At 71.0% G+C, this 23024-nt stretch carries 22 protein-coding genes; 10 read left to right on the top strand and 12 right to left on the bottom strand.

The window, feature by feature from the left end:
- Nucleotides 1–2 precede the first annotated feature (2 nt).
- From RKD05_RS06630 to RKD05_RS06610, 5 genes are all read left to right on the top strand, one after another.
- The gene (locus RKD05_RS06630; RefSeq protein ID WP_424708868.1) at nt 3–740 is read left to right on the top strand and encodes an ABC transporter ATP-binding protein; all 738 of its coding nucleotides are present in this window, start codon (nt 3–5) and stop codon (nt 738–740) included.
- Nucleotides 737–2053, top strand: a complete 1317-nt coding sequence (locus tag RKD05_RS06625; protein WP_424708867.1) for an FtsX-like permease family protein — start codon at nt 737–739, stop codon at nt 2051–2053. The genes RKD05_RS06630 and RKD05_RS06625 overlap by 4 nt, the downstream gene beginning before the upstream one ends.
- A gap of 127 nt (nt 2054–2180) precedes the next feature.
- On the top strand, nt 2181–2588 hold the full coding sequence (locus RKD05_RS06620; RefSeq protein ID WP_424708865.1) for an NUDIX hydrolase: 408 nt from the start codon (nt 2181–2183) through the stop codon (nt 2586–2588).
- Nucleotides 2589–2979: 391 nt separating this feature from the next.
- On the top strand, nt 2980–3330 hold the full coding sequence (locus RKD05_RS06615; protein WP_424708863.1) for a hypothetical protein: 351 nt from the start codon (nt 2980–2982) through the stop codon (nt 3328–3330).
- Between the two features lie 128 nt (nt 3331–3458).
- Nucleotides 3459–4811 carry a flavin monoamine oxidase family protein gene (locus RKD05_RS06610; RefSeq protein ID WP_424708861.1) on the top strand — a complete coding sequence of 451 codons (1353 nt, stop codon included), beginning with the start codon at nt 3459–3461 and terminating at the stop codon, nt 4809–4811.
- Between the two features lie 121 nt (nt 4812–4932).
- Here RKD05_RS06610 and RKD05_RS06605 read toward each other — a convergent pair whose 3' ends face one another.
- The 5 genes from RKD05_RS06605 to RKD05_RS06585 all read right to left on the bottom strand — a co-directional run bounded on the left by RKD05_RS06605 (nt 4933) and on the right by RKD05_RS06585 (nt 9833).
- Entirely contained in the window at nt 4933–6420 is a 1488-nt protein-coding gene (locus tag RKD05_RS06605) for an SDR family NAD(P)-dependent oxidoreductase (RefSeq protein ID WP_424708859.1), read from the bottom strand.
- A 48-nt stretch (nt 6421–6468) separates the two neighbouring features.
- Nucleotides 6469–7512 carry a nucleotidyltransferase domain-containing protein gene (locus RKD05_RS06600; protein ID WP_424708858.1) on the bottom strand — a complete coding sequence of 348 codons (1044 nt, stop codon included), beginning with the start codon at nt 7510–7512 and terminating at the stop codon, nt 6469–6471.
- Nucleotides 7513–7594: 82 nt separating this feature from the next.
- Nucleotides 7595–7750 carry a hypothetical protein gene (locus tag RKD05_RS06595; RefSeq protein WP_424708857.1) on the bottom strand — a complete coding sequence of 52 codons (156 nt, stop codon included), beginning with the start codon at nt 7748–7750 and terminating at the stop codon, nt 7595–7597.
- 74 nt (nt 7751–7824) lie between these two features.
- A complete protein-coding gene (locus tag RKD05_RS06590; RefSeq protein ID WP_424708856.1) occupies nt 7825–8994 on the bottom strand; it encodes an acyltransferase family protein in 1170 nt (389 codons plus the stop codon).
- Nucleotides 8995–9227: 233 nt separating this feature from the next.
- Entirely contained in the window at nt 9228–9833 is a 606-nt protein-coding gene (locus tag RKD05_RS06585) for a DUF4386 domain-containing protein (RefSeq protein WP_424708854.1), read from the bottom strand.
- Nucleotides 9834–9896: 63 nt separating this feature from the next.
- Here RKD05_RS06585 and RKD05_RS06580 point away from each other — a divergent pair, with 63 nt between their 5' ends.
- Nucleotides 9897–10559, top strand: a complete 663-nt coding sequence (locus RKD05_RS06580) for a TetR/AcrR family transcriptional regulator (protein WP_424708852.1) — start codon at nt 9897–9899, stop codon at nt 10557–10559.
- Between the two features lie 135 nt (nt 10560–10694).
- Here RKD05_RS06580 and RKD05_RS06575 read toward each other — a convergent pair whose 3' ends face one another.
- Nucleotides 10695–11303 carry a TetR/AcrR family transcriptional regulator gene (locus RKD05_RS06575; RefSeq protein WP_424708850.1) on the bottom strand — a complete coding sequence of 203 codons (609 nt, stop codon included), beginning with the start codon at nt 11301–11303 and terminating at the stop codon, nt 10695–10697.
- A gap of 106 nt (nt 11304–11409) precedes the next feature.
- On the opposite strand from RKD05_RS06575, the gene RKD05_RS06570 reads away from it, so the two are divergent.
- The 4 genes from RKD05_RS06570 to RKD05_RS06555 all read left to right on the top strand — a co-directional run bounded on the left by RKD05_RS06570 (nt 11410) and on the right by RKD05_RS06555 (nt 16147).
- Nucleotides 11410–12240: a sugar phosphate isomerase/epimerase family protein gene (locus tag RKD05_RS06570; RefSeq protein WP_424708848.1), complete on the top strand. Its 831-nt coding sequence runs from the start codon at nt 11410–11412 to the stop codon at nt 12238–12240.
- Nucleotides 12237–13364, top strand: coding sequence for a Gfo/Idh/MocA family protein (locus RKD05_RS06565; RefSeq protein WP_424708846.1), 1128 nt, complete (start codon nt 12237–12239; stop codon nt 13362–13364). The genes RKD05_RS06570 and RKD05_RS06565 overlap by 4 nt, the downstream gene beginning before the upstream one ends.
- Before the next feature lie 640 nt (nt 13365–14004).
- Nucleotides 14005–14472 (top strand): GNAT family N-acetyltransferase, encoded by a 468-nt coding sequence (locus RKD05_RS06560; RefSeq protein ID WP_424708844.1) that lies wholly within the window; start codon nt 14005–14007, stop codon nt 14470–14472.
- A 190-nt stretch (nt 14473–14662) separates the two neighbouring features.
- Nucleotides 14663–16147 carry a DUF222 domain-containing protein gene (locus RKD05_RS06555; protein ID WP_424708843.1) on the top strand — a complete coding sequence of 495 codons (1485 nt, stop codon included), beginning with the start codon at nt 14663–14665 and terminating at the stop codon, nt 16145–16147.
- 320 nt (nt 16148–16467) lie between these two features.
- On the opposite strand, the gene RKD05_RS06550 is transcribed toward RKD05_RS06555, so the two are convergent.
- The 6 genes from RKD05_RS06550 to RKD05_RS06525 are packed head-to-tail and all read right to left on the bottom strand — an operon-like array spanning nt 16468 to nt 22982.
- Nucleotides 16468–17199 carry an MBL fold metallo-hydrolase gene (locus tag RKD05_RS06550; RefSeq protein WP_424708842.1) on the bottom strand — a complete coding sequence of 244 codons (732 nt, stop codon included), beginning with the start codon at nt 17197–17199 and terminating at the stop codon, nt 16468–16470.
- Nucleotides 17199–17555, bottom strand: a complete 357-nt coding sequence (locus RKD05_RS06545; protein WP_424708840.1) for a VOC family protein — start codon at nt 17553–17555, stop codon at nt 17199–17201. Before RKD05_RS06545 ends, RKD05_RS06550 begins: the two co-directional genes overlap by 1 nt.
- A 21-nt stretch (nt 17556–17576) precedes the next feature.
- Nucleotides 17577–19808, bottom strand: a complete 2232-nt coding sequence (yicI, locus tag RKD05_RS06540; RefSeq protein WP_424708839.1) for an alpha-xylosidase — start codon at nt 19806–19808, stop codon at nt 17577–17579.
- Nucleotides 19808–20695 carry a carbohydrate ABC transporter permease gene (locus RKD05_RS06535; RefSeq protein ID WP_424708837.1) on the bottom strand — a complete coding sequence of 296 codons (888 nt, stop codon included), beginning with the start codon at nt 20693–20695 and terminating at the stop codon, nt 19808–19810. The genes yicI and RKD05_RS06535 overlap by 1 nt, the downstream gene beginning before the upstream one ends.
- Complete coding sequence (locus RKD05_RS06530) at nt 20692–21657, bottom strand: carbohydrate ABC transporter permease (protein ID WP_424708836.1); 966 nt, start codon at nt 21655–21657, stop codon at nt 20692–20694. The genes RKD05_RS06535 and RKD05_RS06530 overlap by 4 nt, the downstream gene beginning before the upstream one ends.
- Complete coding sequence (locus RKD05_RS06525; RefSeq protein WP_424708834.1) at nt 21657–22982, bottom strand: ABC transporter substrate-binding protein; 1326 nt, start codon at nt 22980–22982, stop codon at nt 21657–21659. The genes RKD05_RS06530 and RKD05_RS06525 overlap by 1 nt, the downstream gene beginning before the upstream one ends.
- Nucleotides 22983–23024: the final 42 nt, after the last annotated feature.

Genomic DNA, 23024 nt, shown 5'->3' with positions numbered 1-23024 from the left:
GCATGTCCGCACCCACCCCTCCCGTCCTCACGGCATCCGGTCTCGTCAAGACCTACGGTGATCTGCGCGCGCTCGACGACGTGCGGCTGACCATTCACGGCGGCGAGTCGGTCGCCGTGATGGGCGCGTCCGGCTCGGGCAAGACGACGCTGCTGCACTGTCTCGCCGCGATCGTGGCTCCCGACACGGGCTCGGTCGTCCTGAGCGCGCCGGGCGCCGAGCCCATCGAGCTCGTCGGCCTCGACGAGGGCGAGCGCGCCCGCGTCCGCCGCACCGCGCTCGGTTTCGTGTTCCAGGAGCACCTGCTGCTCCCCGAACTCACGGCGGTGGAGAACGCCGCGCTGCCCCTGCTGCTCCAGGGACAGCGGAGACAGGATGCCGAGCGGCACGCGGCCGCGTGGCTCGCGATGCTCGGGCTCGCCGGCCTCGAGCAGCGTCGGATCGGCCAGCTGTCGGGCGGGCAGGCGCAGCGCGTCGCGATCGCCCGCGCCCAGGTGACGGGGGCTCCCGTGGTGTTCGCGGACGAGCCGACCGGGGCGTTGGACTCGGCGACCTCGGCGGACGTGCTCGCGGCGCTGCTCGGCGCGACCGTCGGGCAGGGGCGCACGCTCGTCATGGTCACGCACGACGCTGAGGTGGCGCGCCGATGCTCGCGGGTCGTGCGTCTGCGCGACGGGCGGATCGTCGACGACAGCACCGTGGCTGCCGGTGCCGTCGCCGCACGCGAGGACACGCGATGAGCGCCGTGCTCCCCCTCGCGCGGATGCTGGCGCGACCGAGCCGCCAGGGCCGGGCCGCGATCGTGCTGCCCGTCGTCGCATTCGCGGTGACGACGGCCCTGCTCCTCGTCGTCGCCGGCGGCGCGGCGATGTTCCTCGTCGATCCGCGCGCGGTCGCGGGCGGCGGCCTCTACGGCACGCTCGCGGTGCTCGCCCTCGTGCTGCTCGCGGTCCCGCTCGCCACCCTCGGCGCCGCCGCGGCCCGCCTGTCGAGCCGTCGCCGCAACGACCGGCTCGCGACCCTGCGCCTCCTCGGCGCGAGCACGCGCGAGATCTGGGCGCTCACGATCCTGGAGGCGACGCTCACCGCGGCGGCCGGGGCCGCGGCCGGCGTCGTGCTGTATCTCGTCCTGCTCCCGGCGGTCGGTCTGCTGCCGTTCTTCGGCGGCCCGGTCGGGATCGCGGCCGTCGCGGCCGCGCCGCTGCTCGTGGTCGGGGTGGCCGCGGCCGTGGTCGCCGTCGCGGCGGTGAGCTCCGCTGCGGGGCTCCGGCGCGTCACCGTCACTCCCCTGGGCGTCCGCACGCGCAGTGCCGTGCCCCCGAAGCGGTGGTGGATCCTGGTGGTCGGCGGCATCCTGATCCTGCTCGTCGTGGGAGCCGTGTCGAACATCGGCGCGCTGCGCTCTGCGGCGATCAACGCCGTGCTCATCGGCCTGTTTGCGGCCGGCATGGCCCTGCTGAACCTCATCGGCGCGCCGATCGTCGCCGCCCGCGGGCGCGCGATGGCCCGCACCGCCCCGACGGCCGCACGCCTCATCGCCGGCCGCGAACTCGCCGCCCACCCCGGACCCGCGTGGCGCCGGGTGTCGGGCATGGCGCTCGTGTCGTTCATCGCCGTCGTCGCGGGCAGCGGCCTGGCGCTGGTCGACCTGTCCGGCGGCACGAATCCGATGCTCGCCGACATCCGCACCGGCGTGCTCGTGACGCTCGCGATCGCGTTCGTGCTCCTCTCGTGCGCGGTCGCGGTGACGCAGGCGTCCGCCGCGCTCGAGGACCGCGAGCTGATCGTGGGCCTGGACCGCCTCGGCATCCCGGATGCCGAACTCCGCCGCGCCCGCCGACTGACGGTCATGGTGCCGCTGCGGTGGGCGTCGCTCGGCGGCGCAGCCCTGGGGGCGGTCCTGGCGTTCCCGATCGTGAGCGCGAGCGTCATGGTCGCACCGGTGTCGATCGCGACGGTCGTGGGCACCTTCGTCGTCGGCTTCGCGCTGGTCGCCGCTGCGCTGGCATCCACTCGGCCGATCGTGACCGGCATCCGTCGCGGCACGCTGTAGGCGAGGGGCTGCCGGGTTGAGTGTCCAAGACACGCGGACCGCGGCGCGCGGCGTCCGCGTGTCCTGGACACTGAGCGGGCGGCAGGCGCGACACGGGCGGGAAACGCGCCGGTGCTAGCGTGCGGGGATGATCCCGGATGCCACGACCCCGCGCCTCATCCACGTGTCGGCGGCGGTCATCACCGACGCGGACGGGCGTCTGCTCCTCGTCCGCAAGGCCGGCACGACGGCGTTCATGCAGCCCGGCGGCAAGCCCGAACCGGGCGAGACGCCCGCCGAGACGCTCGCGCGCGAACTGAACGAGGAGCTCGGGCTGCGCGTGGACGCCGCGACCGCCGAGCCGCTCGGATCCTTCACCGCCTCCGCGGCGAACGAGCCCGGCTTCGCGGTGGTCGCGGACGTGTTCCGCGTCGACATCGGCGACCAGCAGCCGGTCCCGGATGCCGAGATCGCCGAGCTCCGCTGGGTCACCGCCGCAACGGCATCCGGTCTGGAGATCGCCCCGCTCGCGCGGGAGTACTTCCTTCCGGCCTGACGGGTGTCGCGCCCCCAACGTCGAGCGTCCAGAACACGCCGCATCGCGATCACGCCCAACGGGGTGTCCTGGACACTGAGCCGGGGAGCCCCCGCCGCCCTCCCGTTCGGTGTCCAAGGCACGCGGATGCCACGGCGACACGTCCGCGTGTCCTGGACACTCAACGGGCGCGGGGGCGCCGCGCTGTCCCCATGCCGAGTGTCCAGAACACGCCGCATCACGACCACGCCCAGCGGCGTGTCTTGGACACTGGGCAGGGGAGCCCTCGCCGCCCTCCCAGTTCGGTGTCCAAGACACCCGGATGCCACGGCGACACGTCCGCGTGTCCTGGACACTCAACGGGCGCGACGGGGGCGGGCGACGGGACCCGAGATCCGCGTACGCTGACCGGGTGCGTGAGGACTGGATCGAACACCGCCGCGCGGGCGACGGCGAACTGCTCGGCTGGATCGAGCCCGCGGGCGAGGATTTCGTCGCGGTCGACCTGCTCGGACACCGCCGGACCGAGCCGGTTGACTGGCTCACGGTCGAGGAGACCCTCGATGCACTCGGCATCTCGTACCTCGCGGACCTCTTCGACCTGCGTCTCGACGACGGCTCGTGGTTACGCGTGCGGATCGCCGAGGTGTCAGTCGGCGGCATCCGGGTGAAGAAGGACGACTTCGGCGCTGTCGGCGCACCCCAGCTGTACTACGACGTCGCCTTCCCGGTCGACCCCGAGCGGCTCCGCCCCGCGCGCTGAGAACGCGCGTCGGACGACACGGCCTCACCCCGCGGCTCGGGACACGCGGGTGCCACGTGGCCGGGCGGCCAGGGCCTAGCGTTCCCGGGTGGATCCGCGCGGTGTCGAGCGCGGCGGAAAGGATGCCGATGGACCGACGCACGTTCCTCGGGGTGACGCTGGCCGCGGCGACCGCGGGAGCACTCACGGCCTGCAGCCCCGTCTCGGAGGACGACGACCCCATCGTCGTCATCGGAGCGGGGATGGCGGGACTCTCGGCGGCGCGGCGGCTCACGGACGCGGGGCGGCGGGTCGTGGTGCTCGAGTCGCGCGACCGCATCGGAGGGCGCGTCTGGACGAGCGAGGCCTGGCCCGACCTCCCCGTCGATCTCGGCGCGTCGTGGATCCATGGCATCCGGAACAATCCGCTGACGGCCCTCGCGCGCGAGATCGGCGCCGACACCGTCGAGACCGACGGCGACAGCATCAGCTACTTCCGCTCGGACGGCGAGGAGATGGACGACGCCGAGTCGACCCTGCTCGAAGACACGCAGACCCGCCTCACGGATGCCCTCGCCGCGTTCGCCGAGACCCCGGGACCGGATGCCACGGTGCTCGCCGTCGCGTCCGACGCCCTCGGGCTGTCCGAGGCGTCTGCCGCGGATCGTGAACGGGTGAACTACGCCCTGACCGAACTGGAGCTCGAGTACGCCGGCTCGGTGTCCCGGTTGTCCGCCCGGTCGTACGACGCCGACGACGCTCTCGGCGGACCCGACGTCCTGTTCCCCGGGGGCTACGGCCGGCTGATCGCGCACGTCGCGCAGGGGCTCGACGTGCGCACGGGAACGCCCGTCACCGCCGTGCGACGGGACGCGCGCGGCGTCGACGTCGTGACCTCGACCGGTGTCGTGCGAGCGTCACGGGTGGTGGTGACGCTGCCGCTCGGCGTGCTGCAGCGCGGCGTCGTCGCGTTCGACCCGCCGCTGCCCGACCGCACCCGATCCGCGATCGCGGCGCTCGGCACGGGAGTGCTGGACAAGTGCTTCCTGCGCTTCCCCGAGGTGTTCTGGCCGCAGACCGACTGGATCGGCACCCTCAGCGACTCCGGCCATCCCGGCGCGTGGAACCAGTGGGTCGACCTGTCCCGCGCGACCGGTCAGCCGCTGCTGCTCGGCTTCAACGCGGCCGACGTCGCGGCACGCCTCGAGACCCTGACCGATGACGAGATCGTCGCGGAGGCGATGCAGCGGCTGCGCACGGTCTTCGGCGACGTCCCCGATCCGATCGGCGCGCAGGTAACCCGTTGGGCGTCCGACCCCCACGCCTACGGCTCGTATTCGTTCTGGGCCGAGGGGGCGCCCGCATCCTGTCGCACCGATCTCGCGGCGGCGGTCGACGACGTCATCCACTTCGCGGGCGAGGCGACGCACGAACGCTTCGCCTCGACCGTGCACGGGGCGTTCGAGTCCGGCATCCGCGCGGCCGAGGAGATCCTCGGCTGATCCGCCGCGCCCGCGCCGCGGCTTCCCCGTCCCGACGTTCAGTGTCCAGAACACGCGGATGCCACGGCGGCACGTCCGCGTGTCGTGGACACTCAACGAGGAGCCGGCACCGCCCGCCGCCTCACCACGAGCTCTTGCGGTAGTCCTTCAGGAAGATGCCGAAGAGGTCCTCGCCGGCCTCGCCGCGGACGATCGGGTCGTACACGCGGGCGGCGCCGTCGACGAGGTCGAGCGGGGCGTGGAAGCCCTCCTCGGCGAGGCGGACCTTGGTGTAGTGCGGGCGTTCGTCGGTGATCCAGCCGGTGTCGACGGCGGTCATCAGGATGCCGTCGGACTCGAACATCTCGCGGGCGCTCGTGCGCGTGAGCATGTTCAGCGCGGCCTTGGCCATGTTGGTGTGGGGGTGTCCGGGGCCCTTGTATCCGCGGCCGAAGACGCCCTCCATCGCCGAGACGTTGACGATGTACTTGCGCCGCGCCGTCGACGCCGCCATCGCGGGACGCAGCCGGCTGACGAGCAGGAACGGCGCCGTCATGTTCGCCAGCTGCACCTCGAGCATCTCGAGGGGCTCCACCTGGTCGACATGCTGCGTCCAGCTGTTGATGCGGTCCTCGTCGGGGACCAGGCCGCCGGCGTCGATCGCGGTGCCCGCGGCCAGACGCTCGAGCGAGGACGAGCCCGCGGCCATCGCTTCGGCCGTCAACTCCTCGGCCGTGCGCGCGGCCGACGCGAGGATTGGATGCGCCGACACCGACTGCGCCAGCGCGAGCGGGTGGGCGTCGTTGGTGTGGCCGAACGTGACCAGCTCCGGCAGCGGTCCGTCAGGGAGCGGTGAGAGTTCGGCATCCACCAGGGGTTTGTACGCACCCGGCGAGCGCCGCACGGTCTGCGCGGCGTTATTGATGAGGATGTCGAGCGGACCATCGGATGCCACCGACTCGGCGAGTCCGATGACCTGGGCGGGGTCGCGCAGGTCGATGCCGACGATCTTGAGGCGGTGCAGCCAGTCCGCGCTGTCGGGGAGCGATGAGAAACGCCGCACGGCGTCGCGCGGGAAGCGGGTCGTGATCGTCGTGTGGGCGCCGTCGCGCAGCAGTCGCAGCGCGATGTACATGCCGATCTTCGCGCGGCCGCCGGTGAGCAGCGCGCGCTTGCCGGTGAGGTCGGTGCGGGCGTCGCGTTTGGCGTGGCTCATCGCCGCGCAGGACGGGCACAGCTGGTGGTAGAACGCGTCGACGAGCGTGTACAGCTCTTTGCAGATGTAGCAGTTTCGCGGCTTGATCAGCTCGCCGGCGTACGGCGTCTCGACGCGGGTCGCGAGCGGGATCCCGCGCGTCTCGTCGTCGATGCGGTCGGCTGCACCGGTCGCGGTGGCGGCGACCACGGCCTTGTCGGCGTCGGCGATGCGCTGGCGCTTCTCCTTGCGCGACTGCCGCTTGACGTCCTTGTAGAGCTTCCCGGTCTGACGGCGGAGCGCGATGTAGGCCGGATCCTCGGGGTCGAGGGTCGACGCCGCATCGAGCACGCGCAGCGCGATCTCGAGCTCATGGGGATCGATGGATGCCACGCGGCCGGCCTCGCGATCGGGTCTCGGAAGTGTTTCGGGCACGGGAGAGTGTACCGAGGCCCGGCTGGGAGGCGTCCCGGGCGGCGTGGCTCACGCCCGGAGGATCTCCTCCGCGGCATCGCCCAGACGCCGGGCGTGCAGGACCAATCGTTCGGCTTCCGTTTGGGTGGGGAGGCGGTCCCCGTACGACTGGGTCGACTTGGCACCCAAGAGGACCTCGAGGTGGCGTGCGACGGAGGCGCTCGACGCTTCTCTCAGCGCCGAGACAGCGTCGCGGTGAGACTCGGCGCTGACCTTGTACCCCAATACGTGACCGCAGATCGCATCACTGAATGCGATTCCGGCGCTCACCGCGATCTCCGCCGCGTGCTTCCATTCGTGCGGGCTTGCCCCTCCCAGCTGAAGCTCAGCCGAGTCCAGGCGCGTTCGGCCGTCGCGATATCGAATGCCGACCGCTGTGGCATCCATCGGCTGACGGCGGGGACTGATCCGGGGAGCCATCACACCACCTTCGATGTGAGAGATGGCAGATCCCCATAGAGGTGGATGCCATCGTGGCGAACGTTGCCGAGGAACGGATCGTCGCTCGAGAGTCGGTCGAGATACTCCTCGCTGGCGCATCGCGTTCACTTGCGCCGAATTGCCCGTGAGCCTTTCCACGAACTCGGCCAGGCGATAGGAGAAGTCGGCCTGCGCATCCAGGTCGAAATCGTCGGGGAACACCACAAGGATGTCGACGTCGGAATCCGCGCGAGATGACCGTCGGGCCACCGATCCGTACAACACGGCCGCAAGGCGCCGGTCCGAGGGAACCTCTTCCGGCACTTCCTCGTTGAAGAACTCCCGAATGCGAAGAATGGCCCGGTCACGGGCCCCCAGGGCGAGCGTGACGACGTCCCACAGCACGTGCTCGCGATTCGGACGATAGACGATCGCCGGAGGTCGCGCCTCTGCGCGCACGAGCCCGAGTCCTACGAGGTTGACCAGAGATCGATGAACACTCGATGTGGAGCCGACTCCCGCCACGGCGTGAACCTGCCTTCCCGACAAGCCCGCATCGGTCCGAGACAACACGCGAAGCACCGCGGCGTCCACGGCGGACATGAGTCCATCGAGCGGCTCGGACAAGTTCATGTCACGATCCTGGCACGAATGTATCGATTTTGGAACGCTTCCCCGCGTCGAGCACGGAGTCTGTCCCACTGCTGCGCCGAACTCAGGGCTTGCCGTTGTCGACCCAGCGCGTGTGCGCCTTCAGCGCGTGCGTCACCGCGAGCCGCACCGCGAAGTACACCGCGGCTCCGATGACGGCGATTCCCACTACCCACACCAGCAGCAGGATGATCGCGTGCAAGCCCCCGATTGCCATCATCGGGCGACTCTAACCCGGGGGTGGGCGGGTGCCAAGGGTCCTGGCATCCGGGTTCCTGCTCCCGACGCAGCGCGTCAGCGCGCCGCGGCCCCGGCGCCCACCGCCCGGGGAGCGCCGCGCCGGTCCGGGTCGAACCGCAGCAGCATGCGCTGCGCGCGGATCTCGACGCCGCGGTGCAGCACCCACGCGAGGCCGAGCGAGATCGCGAACGCGAGCGCGGCGAGCGCGAACGCGCGCGGCCAGTGCAGTTCCGGATGCCCGTCGGGCCACGCCGACGACACCGACGCGATCACGAGCAGGTGCACGAGGTAGAACGCGAACGACAGGCGGCCGAGCTCCTGCCAGGTGGACCCCGCGAGGAAGGTGGAGGAGCGGTGCGCGTCCGCCGACGCGAGCGACGCCACGAGCAGCGCGAAGCCCCCGACCGTCACCGCGAGGCCGGGGTGGACGTCCGTTCCGGGCAGCGGCGGCGCCTCGGACATGGCGTATCCGAGCACCGCGAGCGGCACGGCGAAGCGCAGCGGCGCCGGGCGCCACGCGGTCTGCTTCATCAGCAGCGCGAGCACGACGCCGAGCACGAACTCCGGCAGACGGAGGAGAGGAGTGGATGCCGCCGACATCGGCACGGGCGACGCGACGGCGATCGCGGGGGCGAGGGCCACGAGCACGAGCGCGGCGGCGGCGACGCTCCAGAGCACGCGCGCGGACCGCCCCGCGACGAGCCGGATCACGACCGGGAAGGTGAGGTAGAAGAACGCCTCACACACGAGCGACCAGCTCGCGGGGTTGCCGGCCTGCCACCAGTCGGGGAACCATCCGCTGATCAGCAGCAGGTTCGCGCCGACCGGCAGAACGCCCGGGGACTGGATCTCGGGCACGAGCGTCGCGGCCGCGGCGAGCGCCAGCATCACGCCGACGACGTGCAGCGGATAGATGCGCGCCGCGCGGTGCAGCCAGAACGACCGGGCGCTCTGCGCGGGCTTGTACCCCCACGCCAGCACGAACCCCGACAGGATGAAGAACAGGGTCACGCCGGTCTTCCCGGCCTCGAAGACGAAGCCCCACAGGTCGCCGGCGCGGCCGCCGAAGTACTCCACGGCCATGAGGTGGTGGCCGAAGATGAGCATCGCCGTCAGCCAGCGGAGGCCGGTGAGCGAGGGCAGATGCCGGGCCGCGAGCGGGCGATCGGATGCCGAGGAGCGGACGCCGACGTCGGGGGCCGTCGTGGTCGTACTGATGGTCATCGCCTCCCGGAACGCTCGCGTCGGCAGCGCGGAGCCGCTCCGACGCCGGAACGTTACCCGTTCGTGATGAGGAGAAGCCTGAGAAGGCTTGGGCTTGACGCGGGGCGGGGGGCGATGGCATCCATCCGTCCTTGTCCCACTTCTGGCGGCGTATGTCCCACTTCTGGCGGACTGCGCGGCCCTCGAACAGCAAGAAGTGGGACGAGGGATGCCACCCCTTCGGGGAACACGCCCTAGGCAGAGAGCGCTGCGCGCGGTTGCACACCGACCACGATGAGCCTGATCGCGAACCAGATCTCGAACGCGAAGATCGGCAGGGCTGCCGCCGCAGCCAGCGCACCGTTCAGCGGGATCACGGTCCACAGCTGCGCGAGATCGCTGAGGAGAACGATCGCGCCGCCGACGAGCGCCAGGGCGGCGAGCGCCCGCGGGACGGCTCGGGACGTCCAGAGCAGCGACCCGAGCACCACGGTGTTCACCGCGATGACCAGCCCCTGCCCGACGAGGAACGCGGCCGCGTGCACCGAGATCGCGGCATCCGTCGACGATCCGGGAACGAGCACCGTGCCCACCAGCGGCAGCAGCCCCGCGAGGATGACGGCGGCCTCCACGGCGCGCAGCACGGCGAATGCCGCCGCGCTCGCGGCACCGGCGGAGGACAGGAGCGTCCAGAGCAACACGCCCGTACCCGCGCAGGCCAGCGCGAGGACGAATTCGAGCGTCGCTCCGAGCGCGATCGCGCCGGATGCGTAGGCGGCGACCGCACCGATCGAGGTGACGTGCGTGACGAGGTACAGGATGCCGGTACTGCGGGCGCGGGTGCGCGGCGAGGTGGTCATGGGGATCCTTTCGGTATACGCCGTACACCGACGCAGCGCCGAGCCTAGGTGTACGGTGTATACGTGTCAACTCCTCGCTCGCGCCTCGACCGGGAGCGGGTGGTGGACGCCGCGGTCGAGCTGGCGGACGCCGGCGGCCTCCCGGCCGCGAGCATGCGCGCCGTGGCCGAAAGTCTCGGCGTGACCCCGATGGCCCTGTACAAGCACGTCGCCGATCGGTCGCAGCTCGTCGACGAGATGCTCGACCACGTGCTCGCGAGCACGCCCGACATCCCCGCGACCGCCGATTGGCGCGGCGCCGTGCGCGACCGGATCCTGGCGACACGGGCCACCCTCCGCAGCCACGGGTGGGCGCGCGAGGCGATCGAGACCCGCGAGCTCGCGACACCGCGCGTGCTCGCTCACATGAATTCACTGATGGATGCCATGTTCGCGGGCGGACTGTCCGCCGACCTGATCCACCACGCCATGCACGCGCTGAGTACGCGCATGTGGGGGTTCACGCGCGATGTGCTCCCGACGCCGAGCCTGCCGGACGACCCCGACGAACGGGCGGCGGCCATGGCCGGCTACGCCGAGCAATACCCCGCGATCATCCGCATGGCGACGACCGCTCCCGGCGCGGGGACGGCGTGCGACGAAGACGCCGAGTTCGACTTCGCGCTCGATCTCCTGCTCGACGGCGTCGACCGGCTGCACCGGGAGGGGTGGCGGTCGGGGCGCTGAACGCGGTCGCGCGCGGCGAGCGCCCGCACAACCTCAGCGATCCGCACAACCTCAGCGGCATCCGGTGCCCGACGACCGAGACAGCGCGAATCACTGAGCTTGTGCCGGGGCGCCGCGTTGCGCCGGGGCCGCGCCTCACTCCGCGCGCGGCGCCTGCAGCAGCACGCCGAACGTGCGGAGCGTGTCGCTCAGGCCGACGGACGCGTCGAGCAGCCACTGGATCTGCAGACCGTCGGATGCCGCGATGAGCAGGGCCGCGAGGTGGTCGGGCGACACGTCGTCGCGGATGCGGCCCTCGGCCTGCTGCGCGCGGAACGTCTCACCCAATTCGGCCCGCAGCCGCTCGAAACGCGTCGTGAAGTAGTCCTTGCCGACGCCGCTGTCGACCTCGAGTGCGGCGGCGACGAGCGTGGAATAGAGCTGCACGAACCCCGGCACCTCGACGTTGGCGGTCGCGGCGGCGATCATGCCCTCGACGCCGGGTTCGGTGGGGTGCGCGACCTCCTCCTCGTGCTGCTTCGCGGCGGCGTGGTCGTAGACCGCGACGAGCAGCTGCTCGCGTGAGTCGAAGTAATGCAGGAGCGCGGCGTGCGAGACGCCGATCGACTCAGCGATGCGGCGCAGCGACGTCCCGTCCGCACCGCGGCGCCGGAACACCTCGATGGCGCGGTCGAGGATCTCCTGCCGCCGCTCGACTCCGCGGCGCCGCTGGCCGGGTCGGCCGATCGTGGCATCCTCGCTCATCCGCCCACTTTCTCGCATCCGTCGGGGCTAGCGTAACCTCCACGTGGAGGTTAGAGTGGCGACACGGCCCCTTCGGCCCTCGACGACGATCTGTAGAAGGACTCCGATGACCACCTCCCTCCCCGAAGCCTCGGTGCAGCTGTACACGCTGGCATCCGAGTTCTCGGCCGACATGTCGGGCTCGCTCGACAAGCTCGCCGCCCTCGGCCTCCGCAACGTCGAGGCGTTCGCGTTCGTCGACCGTCCCTCGGAGATCCGAGCAGCCCTGGATGCCAGTGGCCTGGCCTCCCCCACCGGACACGCCCCGCTGCTCAGCGACGAACTGTGGACGCCGGACGGCTCGATCCCCACACCCGCGCCCGAGGTGGTGTTCGAGGCGGCCGCGACGATCGGCATCCGGACGGTCATCGATCCGTTCGTCTCGCCCGACCGCTGGCTCACCGAAGAGGGCGTCGCCGACATCGCCGAGCGCCTCAACCGCGCCGCCGACGTCGCCGCGACCTTCGGCCTGAGCGTCGGCTACCACAACCACGCGCAGGAGTTCGTGGCCGACTTCGCCGGCCAGACGGCGTACGAGCGGTTCGTGGAGCTCACCGACGAACGCGTGCAGCTCGAGCTCGACCTGTTCTGGGCGCTGACCGGCGGCCAGGACGTTCCGGCGCTCGTCGCGAAGCTCGGCGACCGCCTCACCGCGGTGCACGTGAAGGACGGCGTCGTTCCGACGGTCAACCCCTGGGGACCGGATGCCGGAGAGCTGTCGTCCGCGACCCTCGACCAGCGTCACGCCGGCACCGCGGACGTGCCGCTCGCCGAAGCGCTGCGCGCGGGAACGGGCATCGAGTTCGCCGTCATCGAGTACGACCGCGCACCCGGTGACGTGTTCGCCGACATCGCGGCGAGCCTGGCGTTCCTGAAGGACGGCGGGTTCGTCGCGTGACCCGGCCGCTCGGAGTCGGCGTCATCGGCGCCGGCGTCATCAGCCAGACGTACCTCGAGAACCTCACGTCGTTCCCCGACGTGAACGTCGTCGCGGTCGGCGACCTCCTGCCCGACCGCGCCCGCGCGAAGGCCGACGAGCACGGCGTCGCCGCGGCCGGAACGCCCGACGACGTGCTGGCCGACCCCGACGTCGACCTGGTCGTGAACCTCACGATCCCGCAGGTGCACGTCGAGGTGTCGTCCGCCGCGATCGCCGCGGGCAAGCACGTGTGGACCGAGAAGCCCATCGGGCTCGATCGCGACGCGACCCGCGCGCTCCTCGCGCAGGCGGATGCCGCGGGAGTCCGCATCGGCTCAGCCCCCGACACGCTGCTCGGACCCGCGTTCCAGACCGCCAAGCGCGCGATCCAGGGCGGCGTGATCGGCGAACCGCTGTTCGTGCAGACGTCGTTCCAGACGCAGGGCCCCGACCTGTGGCATCCGGATCCCGCGTTCCTCTTCGCCCGCGGCGCGGGACCGTTGCTCGACATGGGGCCGTACTACTTCTCGGCGCTCGTGAGCCTGCTCGGTCCGATCGCGGCGGTCACCGCGCGCGGCTCGCGCCCGCGTCTCGAGCGCACGATCCACACGGGTCCGCGCTCCGGCGAGACGTTCCCGGTCGAGGTGCCGTCGACGGTGCAGGTGCTGACGTCGTTCGCGGCGGGGCAGCACGGCACGCACCTGCTGAGCTTCGACTCCGCGCTCGAGCGCCACGGCGTCGTCGAGATCCACGGATCCGAGGGCACGATCCTGCTCGCCGACCCGAACCGCTTCGAGGGCCGCATCGCGTACGTGAAGCCCCTCGGCGTCTTCCGCGACGGCATGAAGACCGAGCAGGAGTGGATCGAGATCCCGAACGAGGGCGTGGTCGTGGGCCGCGGGCTCGGCGTGCTCGACATGGCCCGCGCGATCGCCGCCGACCGTCCGCACGTCGCGACCGGCGAGCTCGGCTTCCACGTGCTCGACGTCATGCTGTCGGCGGAGGAGTCGTCCGCCACCGGTCAGACGCTGGAGATCGGCAGCACCGTCGCGCCCGTGCCGCTCCTCGAGGAGGGCTTCGACCCGTTCGCCCGGACGCTGTAACCGCTCGCGCGCCCTCCCGCCCCGTGGTGTCGTGTGGATGCCGCGGGGCGGGGGTGTTTTCGGGGCGCGGGCGCGGGGCGCGCCGCGGTGGTTGCGCGGCGCTGGGGTACTGGGTTGTTGCGGGGCGATGCCGTGGTTGCGGGGCGGCGGGGCGCGCTGGGGTGGTCGCGTGGGCGGGGCGTTGCGGGCGGATGCCGCGGTGCCGGCCGAGTGGAGGAGATTCGGCGCGCGGAGGGCGATCAGCCCGGCATCCATCCTCCGCTCCCCGAATCCCCTCCCGTCGCGGGCCCCGGCCGCACCCAGTGCGCGCCGAAAGCAGTGCTGCGCCGGAACCCGGATGCCACGGCCCACCGCGAGCGGAGGAGATCCGGCCAGCGGAGGGCGATCCGCTCGGCATCGACCCTCCGCTCCCCGAATCCCCTCCCGTCGCGTGCCCGGGCCGCACGCAGTGCGCGCCGGAACCAGTGCTGAGCCGGAACCCGGATGCCACGGCCCACCGCGAGCGGAGGAGATCCGGCCAGCGGAGGGCGATCCGCCCGGCATCCACCCTCCGCTCCCCGAATCCCCTCCCCTCGCGTGACGAATGGTGAGGGTGGGCGCGCGCCCGCAACCCGGACGGCATGCGTGCTTGACTCGATAGGTGGAGCTCGCGCGGTGCCGTCCGGAAGATGTCGGGGCGCTGACGGCGTTTCTCGAGTCGGTCGACCTCACGCTGAGCGGCCTCGACGCACCGAGCGTGCGGCTGTGGCTGGAGCGCGATGAGGCCGGCACGATCGTCGGCAGCACCGGGTATGAGATCAGCGGCGACGGTTATCACGCACTGATCCGCAGCGTCGCGGTGCGGCCGACGCATCGCTCCCGCGGGAGCGGCACTGCCCTCGCGACCTTCGCACTGACGCGCGCCGCTGAGGAAGGAGCGCGCACGGCCTGGCTCTTCAGCCGCCGATCCGGGCCGTTCTGGCAGAACCTGGGGTTCGAACCCGCCGACCGCGACGAGCTCGCCGCGGCACTGGCGGATACGCATCAGGTGCGACTGTTCCAGCGAACCGGGCAACTGGCGGGCGAGGTCGCGTGGTCGCGGCCGCTGGGAGGGCGCACCGGCGCGTGAATAGGCCGGACCGTGAGTCTTCGAGACTTCACCCGCAGCGCTTCCTGCTACGGAAATCGCAGGTCGCTGGTGATTTCCACGGAGCCACAGACGCCGCACCCCTTCTACACATCGGGTGACGCGGCGGATCTGTCCCCATTTCGGCTCGTGGGCCGGGTTCGATGTCGGAGGCCGTCGCTAGCATGCATGCATGTCTTTCGATCCGGTTCCGACACCACCCGATGAGGGGGCTTCCGCTCTCTCGGCGGTGCTGGTCGAGGTGCGCGGGACGGATGCCGAACTCGCCTCCGCCGAAGCCCGCCGCACGCGGGCGCTGGCCCGCGCAGGCCACCTCGCCCTCGACGCGGCTGTGGGGGTGCGGGCGTCGGCGAGAGCGGCGGAGCTGGCGTTGCGGGAGGTGGCGTCCGAGATCGCGGCAGCATCGTCGCTGTCGGATCGGAGTGTGCAGGCGCAGATCGGGCGGGCGATGACCCTCGCCGACGACTTCCCCGTCACCCTGGACACGTGGGAGGCGGGGACCCTCACGCGGACGCACGTGCGAGTGATCGTGGATGCCGGCCTCCCCCTGCCCCCGGAGCGGCGGCACGAGTTCGACGTGCTCGCCGTCGCCACCGCCGAGGGCTTGAGCCCGGGACGGTTGAAGGCGCGTCTTCTGGCGTTGGCGGAGTCGTTGCAGCCCACGACTCTGACCGAACGGCACCAGCGCGGCCGGGAAACACGGTGCGTCCGGGTGGTGCCGGGGGAGGACGGGATGTCCGACCTGATCGCGACGCTCCCGACGGTGCTGGCGGTGGGGATCTACGACCGGCTCGTGCAACAGAGCGCCGCGATCATCGACCTGCGCCGAGATGCCGGGCGCGGTGACGCGACGACGGGGGAACACGGGGGCTGCGGCGATACCTCCGCGGGGGAACCCGCCGGTCGGGGTGCCGGTAGCGACGAACGCGGCGACCGCTCGGCGACCGCGACGACGACCACACGCGATACCCGGACCGCCGATGAAGTGCGCGCGGACATCCTCGCGGACCTGCTGCTGACGGCGGCGCCGGATGCCGACCCCACCCGCACCGACGACGGCCCCGGCACCCTCGGCGCGATCCGCGCGCGGGTGCAGGTCGTCGTCCCGGCGTTAACGATGCTCCGCCCCGGGGAGGAGAACTCCGACCCCGCCGACCTCGTCGGCCACGGACCCATCGACGCCCCCACCGCCCGCGCCCTCGCCGAAGTCACCCCCGTTCCCTGGGACCGGGTCATCACCCACCCCGTCACCGGCGCCGTGCTCTCCACCGACACGTACCAGCGGACCACCGCGATCGACCGGCACCTCCGCGCCCGCGACCGCCACTGCCGCTGGCCCGGGTGCGTCGCCCCCGCCGTGCGCTGCGAAGTCGACCACACCCACGACTGGGCCCTCGGCGGCCCCACCGACATCACCAACCTCGCCCACCTGTGCCAAAGACACCACACCCAGAAACAGTTCACCCGCTGGACAGTCCAACAACTCCCCGCCGGAATCCTCGAATGGACCTCCCCGGCAGGACGTGTCTACATCGACGAACCCCTTCCGTACTCACCGGCAGTGAGATTCCTCCCCGACGACCCCACCCCACCGCCGCCACCCGCGACCGACCCGCCACCCCCGACCGACAATGAACGCCAACCAGCACCGCTCTGAAACCGTGCGCCGGCGCGCCCGCGCGGACAGCCGAGGGCCTGCGCCGGCGCGGCCGCGCGGGGCCGGCGCGCCCCGGCAGGGCGGGGCCCCGCGGGCGGCGCGCCCAGCAGAGGGGGCCGGGGCGACCCGCGCAGCAGGGCGGCCCCGGGGCAGCGCGCCCCCACGGCGGGCGGGGGGGGGGCGGGGGCGGCGCGCCCGCAAAGGCCCGCTGGGCCCGGCGCCCAGGACCGCGCACAAGACGCGCGTACCTGATGCCAGAGCGGAGGCACGACAGCCTGCGAGCCTGCGAGCCTGCGAGCCCACGAGCCCTCGCTGGGCATCTACCCCAGCAGCACCAGCAGCCGCTCGTACTCCTCCGCCATGCCCGGGTTCGCGCGGCGCGGGTCGTGCGACTCGCCCGTCTCCCGCGCGTCGGCGAGGTACCGCCGGTCGGCCTCCAGCCGCGCGAGGGCGTCCGAGCCCGCCGAACCGTGTCCCGGGATCACCACCCGCGCCGCGCGCGCGTACGGCTCCAGCACGTCGAGCGCCCGCTCGTATGCCGGAACGTCGTCCGGATCGAACGGCAACGGCAACTCGACATCGCTCAGCATGTCGCCGGCGACGAGCACCCGCGGCCCCGGCAGCCAGACCGCCGTGTGCCCCGGAGCGTGCCCATCGTGCACGACGAGTTCGACGTCGAACGCGGGGGAGCCGGCATCCACCCGGCCCATCAGCTCGACAAGTTCGGCGGGGAACTCCGCCCCGAGCGCGGCGACCAGAGCGTCCCGCTCGACGACCGCGGGCTCGGCCGTCCGCGCGGACGCCCACCGCGGCACGTCACCGAAGAAGGGATGCCACAGCAGATGATCGTGATGCGCGTGGGTCGCGAACCCCTCGGCGACCGTCAGCCCCCGCTCCCGCAGCGCCGCGGCGAGCGCGTCGAGCTCGTCCGGCATCCATCCCGGATCGATCAGCAGCGCCCGACCGGATTCCACGACCACCGTCGTGTTCGTCTGCATCACGCGACTCGTGGCGGCGAGCACGCCCGGCGCGACCTCACGGAGGGGAGCCATCACGACGCCGCGTCGATCACGCAGAAGCGGTTGCCCTCGGGGTCCTGCATGATCACATAATCCGCGTCGTCGGGCCTGCCGTCCCACTCCACCGCGGTCGCACCGAGCCCCGTGAGCCGACGCACCTCCGCCGCCTGGTCATCGGCGTAGAGATCGAGGTGGATCCGCGGCGGGAGGACCCGGGCCGACCGCTGCGCGTCGAGCGATACGTTCGGGCCGGAGCCGTCGACCGCGTGCAGCAGCGCGAAGTCGTCGTCGATCGGCTCCCGAACGGCGTAGCCCAGCGCCGCCGACCAGAACCGGATCTGGGCGTGCAGATCATCGACACGGATGACGATCGACCCGACGGTGAGCATGCCGCCAGCGTACGTCGGGGATTACTCCGTCACCTCCCCGCGGTCCACGTGGAACGTCTCCGCCCGGCCGTCGGGAGCGGTGACCGTCACCTCGGCCACGCCCGAGCCCCCCGGGAACACGCGCAGCGTGAGCCCGTCGAGGTAGTCGTAGTCGGGGCGGTCGTCCCGCGCACCCCACGGCAGCACGGCGCCGGGCCTCACGTACAGCGGCAGCGAGTCGAAGCCGTGCGTCTCGCGCCGCCAACCGCCGCCCGTCACGCGCTCACCCGTGAGCAGGTGCGTCCACTCCCCCGCGGGCAGGTAGAACGTCACGTCACCGGATGCCGAGAACACCGGCGCCACGAGCAGGTCCGGGCCGAGCATGTACTGCCGGTCGAGGTGCAGCGTCGTGGGGTCCTCGGGGAACTCCAGCGCCATCGGCCGCATCAGGGGGACACCCGTCGCCGCGGCCGTACGTGCCGCCGCGTACAGGTACGGCATGAGCCGCAGCTTCAGACGCGAGAACTGCCGCGTCACGTCGACGGCTTCGTCGTCGAACGCCCACGGCACCCGGTACGAGTCCGACCCGTGGAAGCGGCTGTGCGACGACAGCATCCCGTACGCGACCCAGCGCTTGAACACGGCCGGATCGGGCGTGCCCTCGAACCCGCCGATGTCGTGGCTCCAGAACGAGAACCCGCTCCACGCGAGCGACAGGCCGCCGCGCAGCGTCTCGGCCATCGACGCGAACGTCGAGGAGTTGTCGCCGCCCCAGTGCACGGGCATCGTCTGCCCGCCCGCGGTCGCCGAGCGGGCGAAGAGCACCGCTTCCCCGACGCCCCGCTCCTCGACGAGCACCTCGTGCACCGCCGCGTTGTAGAGCTGCGCGTACAGGTTGTGCATGCGCTCGGGGTCGGTCCCGTCGAAGTACACGACGTCCGTGGGGATCCGCTCGCCGAAGTCGGTCTTGAAGCAGTCCACACCCTGCGCGATGAGGCGCCGCAGGTACGACTGGTACCAGCGCACGGCATCCGGGTTGGTGAAATCGACGAGCGCCATGCCGGGCACCCACAGGTCCCACTGCCACGGTGTGCCGTCCGGACGCCGCACGAAGTATCCGTTCGCGACACCCTCGGCGAACAGCGGCGAGCGCTGCGCGATGTACGGGTTGATCCACACCGACACGCGCAGCTCGCGGTCGTGGAGGCGTTGGAGCATGGCATCCGGATCCGGGAACACCCGCTCGTCCCACGTGAAGTCGGTCCAGTTGAACTCGCGCATCCAGAAGCAGTCGAAGTGGAACACCGAAAGGGGCAGGTCGCGCTCGGCCATGCCGTCGATGAACGAGTTGACCGTCGCCTCGTCGTAGTCGGTCGTGAACGACGTCGTGAGCCACGTGCCGAACGACCACGCCGGCACGACCGGCGGCCGCCCCGTGAGCGCGGTGTACCGCTCGAGCACATCCTTCGGGGTGGGCCCGGCGATGACGAAGTACTCCAGCGCCTCCCCCGAGACGGAGAACTGCACTCGCTCGACGTTCTCCGACCCGATCTCGAACGACACGTGTCCGGGGTCGTTCACGAGCACGCCGTAGCCGCCCGACGACACGTAGAACGGCACGCTCTTGTACGCCTGCTCGCTCGACGTCCCGCCGTCGGCGTTCCAGATGTCGACGGTCTGACCGTTCTTCACGACGGGTCCGAAACGTTCGCCGAGACCGTAGATCGTCTCGCCGACGCCGAGGTCGAGCTGCTCGTGCACGAAGTGCCGCGAGAACGGCACGCCCGTGTCCGCTCCGGCGTTCGAGATCACGCCGCTCTCGACGTCCGCCCCGTCCGCGAGGCTCACCCGCCCCAGCGACCGGAACCCGCTCCCGGTGACCCGCGTCCCGTCGACCTCGAACGCGAGGTCCCACGGCGCCCCCGGCGTCACGCGCGCGGTGAGCCGTCCGGCGGTGAGCGTGCCGCCCTCGTCGGTCACCGTGGCCGACCCACCGCCCACGACCGCCCCCGGGAGTGCGAACCCCGCGGACCGCCGCGCCCCGTCGTGATGCACGATCCGCACTCGGACGACGCCCTCGAGCGGCGACGACAACGTCACGGTGAGCACGCTGCGGTTCAGCACGTCTCCCCGCTTGGCGATGACCTTCGTCGGCGCGTGCACGACCAGCCCCGGCCCGTCGGCGGTGTCGGTCCGCTCGATGTCGTACGCCTCGGCGGCGTAGTCGACGGTGACGCCCGGCCGCATGAGCCAGAAACCATCGGTGAACTTCATTACTTGACTGCTCCTGCCGTGATGCCGCGTGTCAGCGTGCGCTGGAAGATGAGGAAGAAGATCAGCGTCGGGATGATCCCCAGAAGCGCCGACGCGCTGATCGTTGTGACGTCCATCAGTCGGTCGCCCTGCAGCACGCTGATGGCCACGGGCACGGTCTGGTTGTCATTGGATGCCAGGAACGTCAGGGGGATCAGGAACTCGTTCCACGTCCAGATGAAGAAGAAGATGACGAGCACCGACAACGTGGGGCGGCTGATGGGGAAGACGACGCGCCACAGGATCTGCCACCGCGTCGCGCCGTCGATCGCAGCGGCCTCGAGGATCTCGCGGGGGAACGTGCCGTAGACCGACGACAGCAGGTAGGTGCCGAACGCCGCCTGGATCACCGTGAACACGATGATCACCGACAGCACGTTGTCGTACAGACCGACGGATTTGAACATGTAGTACAGCGGGTACAGCAGCGCCTCCTGCGGCAGCAGGTTCGCGAGCAGGAACAGCAGCACGATCCCGGTGCGCCCGCGCACCCGTCCGATGCCGATCGCGAAGGCGTTCAGCACCGAGATCAGCACCGCGAGCAGCGCGACGACGCCCGAGATGAGGATCGAGTTGCCGACCTTGCGGGGGAAGTCGACGCGGTTCCAGAAGTCGATGATCCCGGTGAAGTCGAGCTGCTGCGGCAGGGCGAGCGGCCCCGACGTCGCGTAGTCCACCGGCGACTTGAACGAGTTCACGAGCACGAGGTAGAACGGCGCGAGCACGAGCAGCGCGCCGACGACGACGAGCGCGAGCAGCAGCCAGTCGACCGGGCGACGGCGGGTCATGCCGCCCCGGGCGCCGCGGCGCGGCGGGCGTCCGGTGGTGATGACGGCGGTGGCGGTCACAGTCCGGCCCTTTCCTTGCGTTCGAGCGAGGTCTGCACGCGGATGAACACGATCGACACGATGACGACGAGGATCGTCAGCACCGTCGCGATCGTCGCGCCGTAGCCGACGTTCCGCTTCGTGAAGAACTCGAGGTAGGCGTAGTACGCCGGGACGATGGTCGAGCCCGCGGGCCCGCCCTGCGTGATGACGTACACCGGGCCGAACACCTTCAGCGCCGCGATCGTGCACGTGAGGGTCACGACGAAGATCTCGGGCCGGATGATGCTCACCGTGATCGCGGTGAACCGCTGGAACCAGTTCGCCCCGTCGAGTTCGGCGGCCTCGTACAGCTCGGGGTCGACCCGCTGCAGCGCGGCCATGAAGACCACGACCGGGTACCCGATCTGCACCCACACGAGCACGACCATGAGCACGATGAGTGCCGAGGGCATCTGCCCGAGCCAGTCGTACGACGGGATGCCGAGCCCGCCCAGGATCTGGTTCAACGCACCCGTGTCGCCGGGCCGGACGATCCAGCCGATGACGATGCCGGCCACGGCGACGGGGAGGATCTGCGGCAGGTAGTAGGTCGCACGGAGGAAGCTGCCGACCTTGCCGCCGAACTTGCGGCCCACGACGTCGAAGAGGAGCGCCGCGACGGCGAGCCCGACGACGGTGGGGACGACGACCATCGCGAGCACCATCCACACCGAGTTGGTGAAGGAGGTCCAGAAGTCCTCGTCGCCGAGGAGCTTCGCCCAGTTTTCGAGGCCGATGAACTCGGGGTCGCCGACGCCGCGCCACTTGGTGAAGGTGAGGAACACGTTCCACACGAGCGGCACGACCACGATCACCAGCAGCAGCACGAAGCCGGGCAGCAGGTACAGCCAGTACCCGGCGGTGCCGCCGCTGCGTTGGGGGATGGCCGGCTGCTCGGGCGGGAGTGCCACCCGAGCAGCCGGTCGCGTGAGAAGAGCCATCAGCGGAAGTCCGCCGTGCCTTCGTCGTACTTCTTGCCGAGGTTGGTGTCGGTGGTCGTGGCATCCTGGCTGCCGGTCACCAGACCCTGCAGCTCCTGGACGAGCACGTCGTAGAAGCCGGGCGCGGGCCAGTCGGGGTAGAACGACAGACCGTCGTTCTCGAGGATGCCGTTGAACGTGTCGATGAGCTCCTTGCTCTTGGCATCCGTGATGTCCGCGGTGTTCGCCGCGACGGGGACGCCGCCGTTGTTGCCGATGATCGCCTGGATCTCGGGGCTCATCGTGATGTCGATGAAGTCGTAGGCGAGGTCCTTCTGCTTCGAGCGCTCCGGCACGACCCAGAGGTTGCCCGACGATCCGAGCGACAGCTTCGAGCCGGGGAAGGCCGAGAGGGTCCAGTCGAATTTCGCGTCGGTGGCGAAGCGGCCATACCACCACGAGCCCGACACGAAGATCGGCGAGGTGCCGTTGATGAAGGAGACGCCGGCGTCCTCGGCCTTGACCGACGAGACGTCCTTGGCGATGTAGCCCTTGTCGACGTAGTCCTTGAGGGTCTGTGACGCGTACTTCACCTCGGTGCCGTTCCAGTCGACCGGGTTCTTGTACAGCTGGTAGTCGTCGACCCACGAGCGGTCGGCCTTGGTCAGCGCGAGCTGGTACCAGAGCTGTCCGAGCGGGTATTCGGCGCCGGCCTCGGCGAGGGGCGTGATGCCCTTCGCGACGAACGCGTCGAGCACCTTCACGAACTCGTCGTAGGTCTTCGGTACCTCGAGACCCGCCGCCTTGAAGGCGTCGAGGTTGTAGTAGACGCCGACGAACTCGCCGTAGTTCGGCACGCCGTACCAGGTGTCGCCGCCCATGACGCCGTCGGAGGTGTACTTCGCGGTGGTCTGCAGGGACGGGGCGAGCTTGGCATCCCATCCGTGTTCCTTGACCGCGTCGCTGATGTCGGCGATCAGTCCCGTGCTGGCGAGGAAGCCGGCGGTCGCGTTGCCCTTGTTGAACTCGAGGAGGTCGGGCGCGGCGTCGGTGTCGAGCACCTGGCTCGCGGTCTTCTGGATCTGCTCGAAGGACTTCTCCTCGACCTTCACCTTCGCTCCGGTCTTCTCCTCGAAGATCGGGATGGCGGCGTTCCAGGCCTTGGCCATCGCGCTGTCGGCACCTTCGTAGTGCCAGAGCGTGAGGGTCTTGCCCGCGCCGTCGGTGGAGCCGGCGTCTCCGCCTCCGCCGCCGCTGCAGGCGGAGAGGGCGAGGGCGGCGACGGCGATCGAGCCGATCGCCGCGAGGGCTCGGGTCGCGCGTCGTTGTGCGTTCGTGCGTGCCATCGTTGGCACTCCTTTCACTGTGATCCGCTGGTTTGGTGGGTG

Source organism: Microbacterium sp. SLBN-111, from assembly GCF_049739645.1.
GTDB lineage: Bacteria > Actinomycetota > Actinomycetes > Actinomycetales > Microbacteriaceae > Microbacterium.
This window is presented reverse-complemented; position numbering and strand designations above follow the sequence as displayed.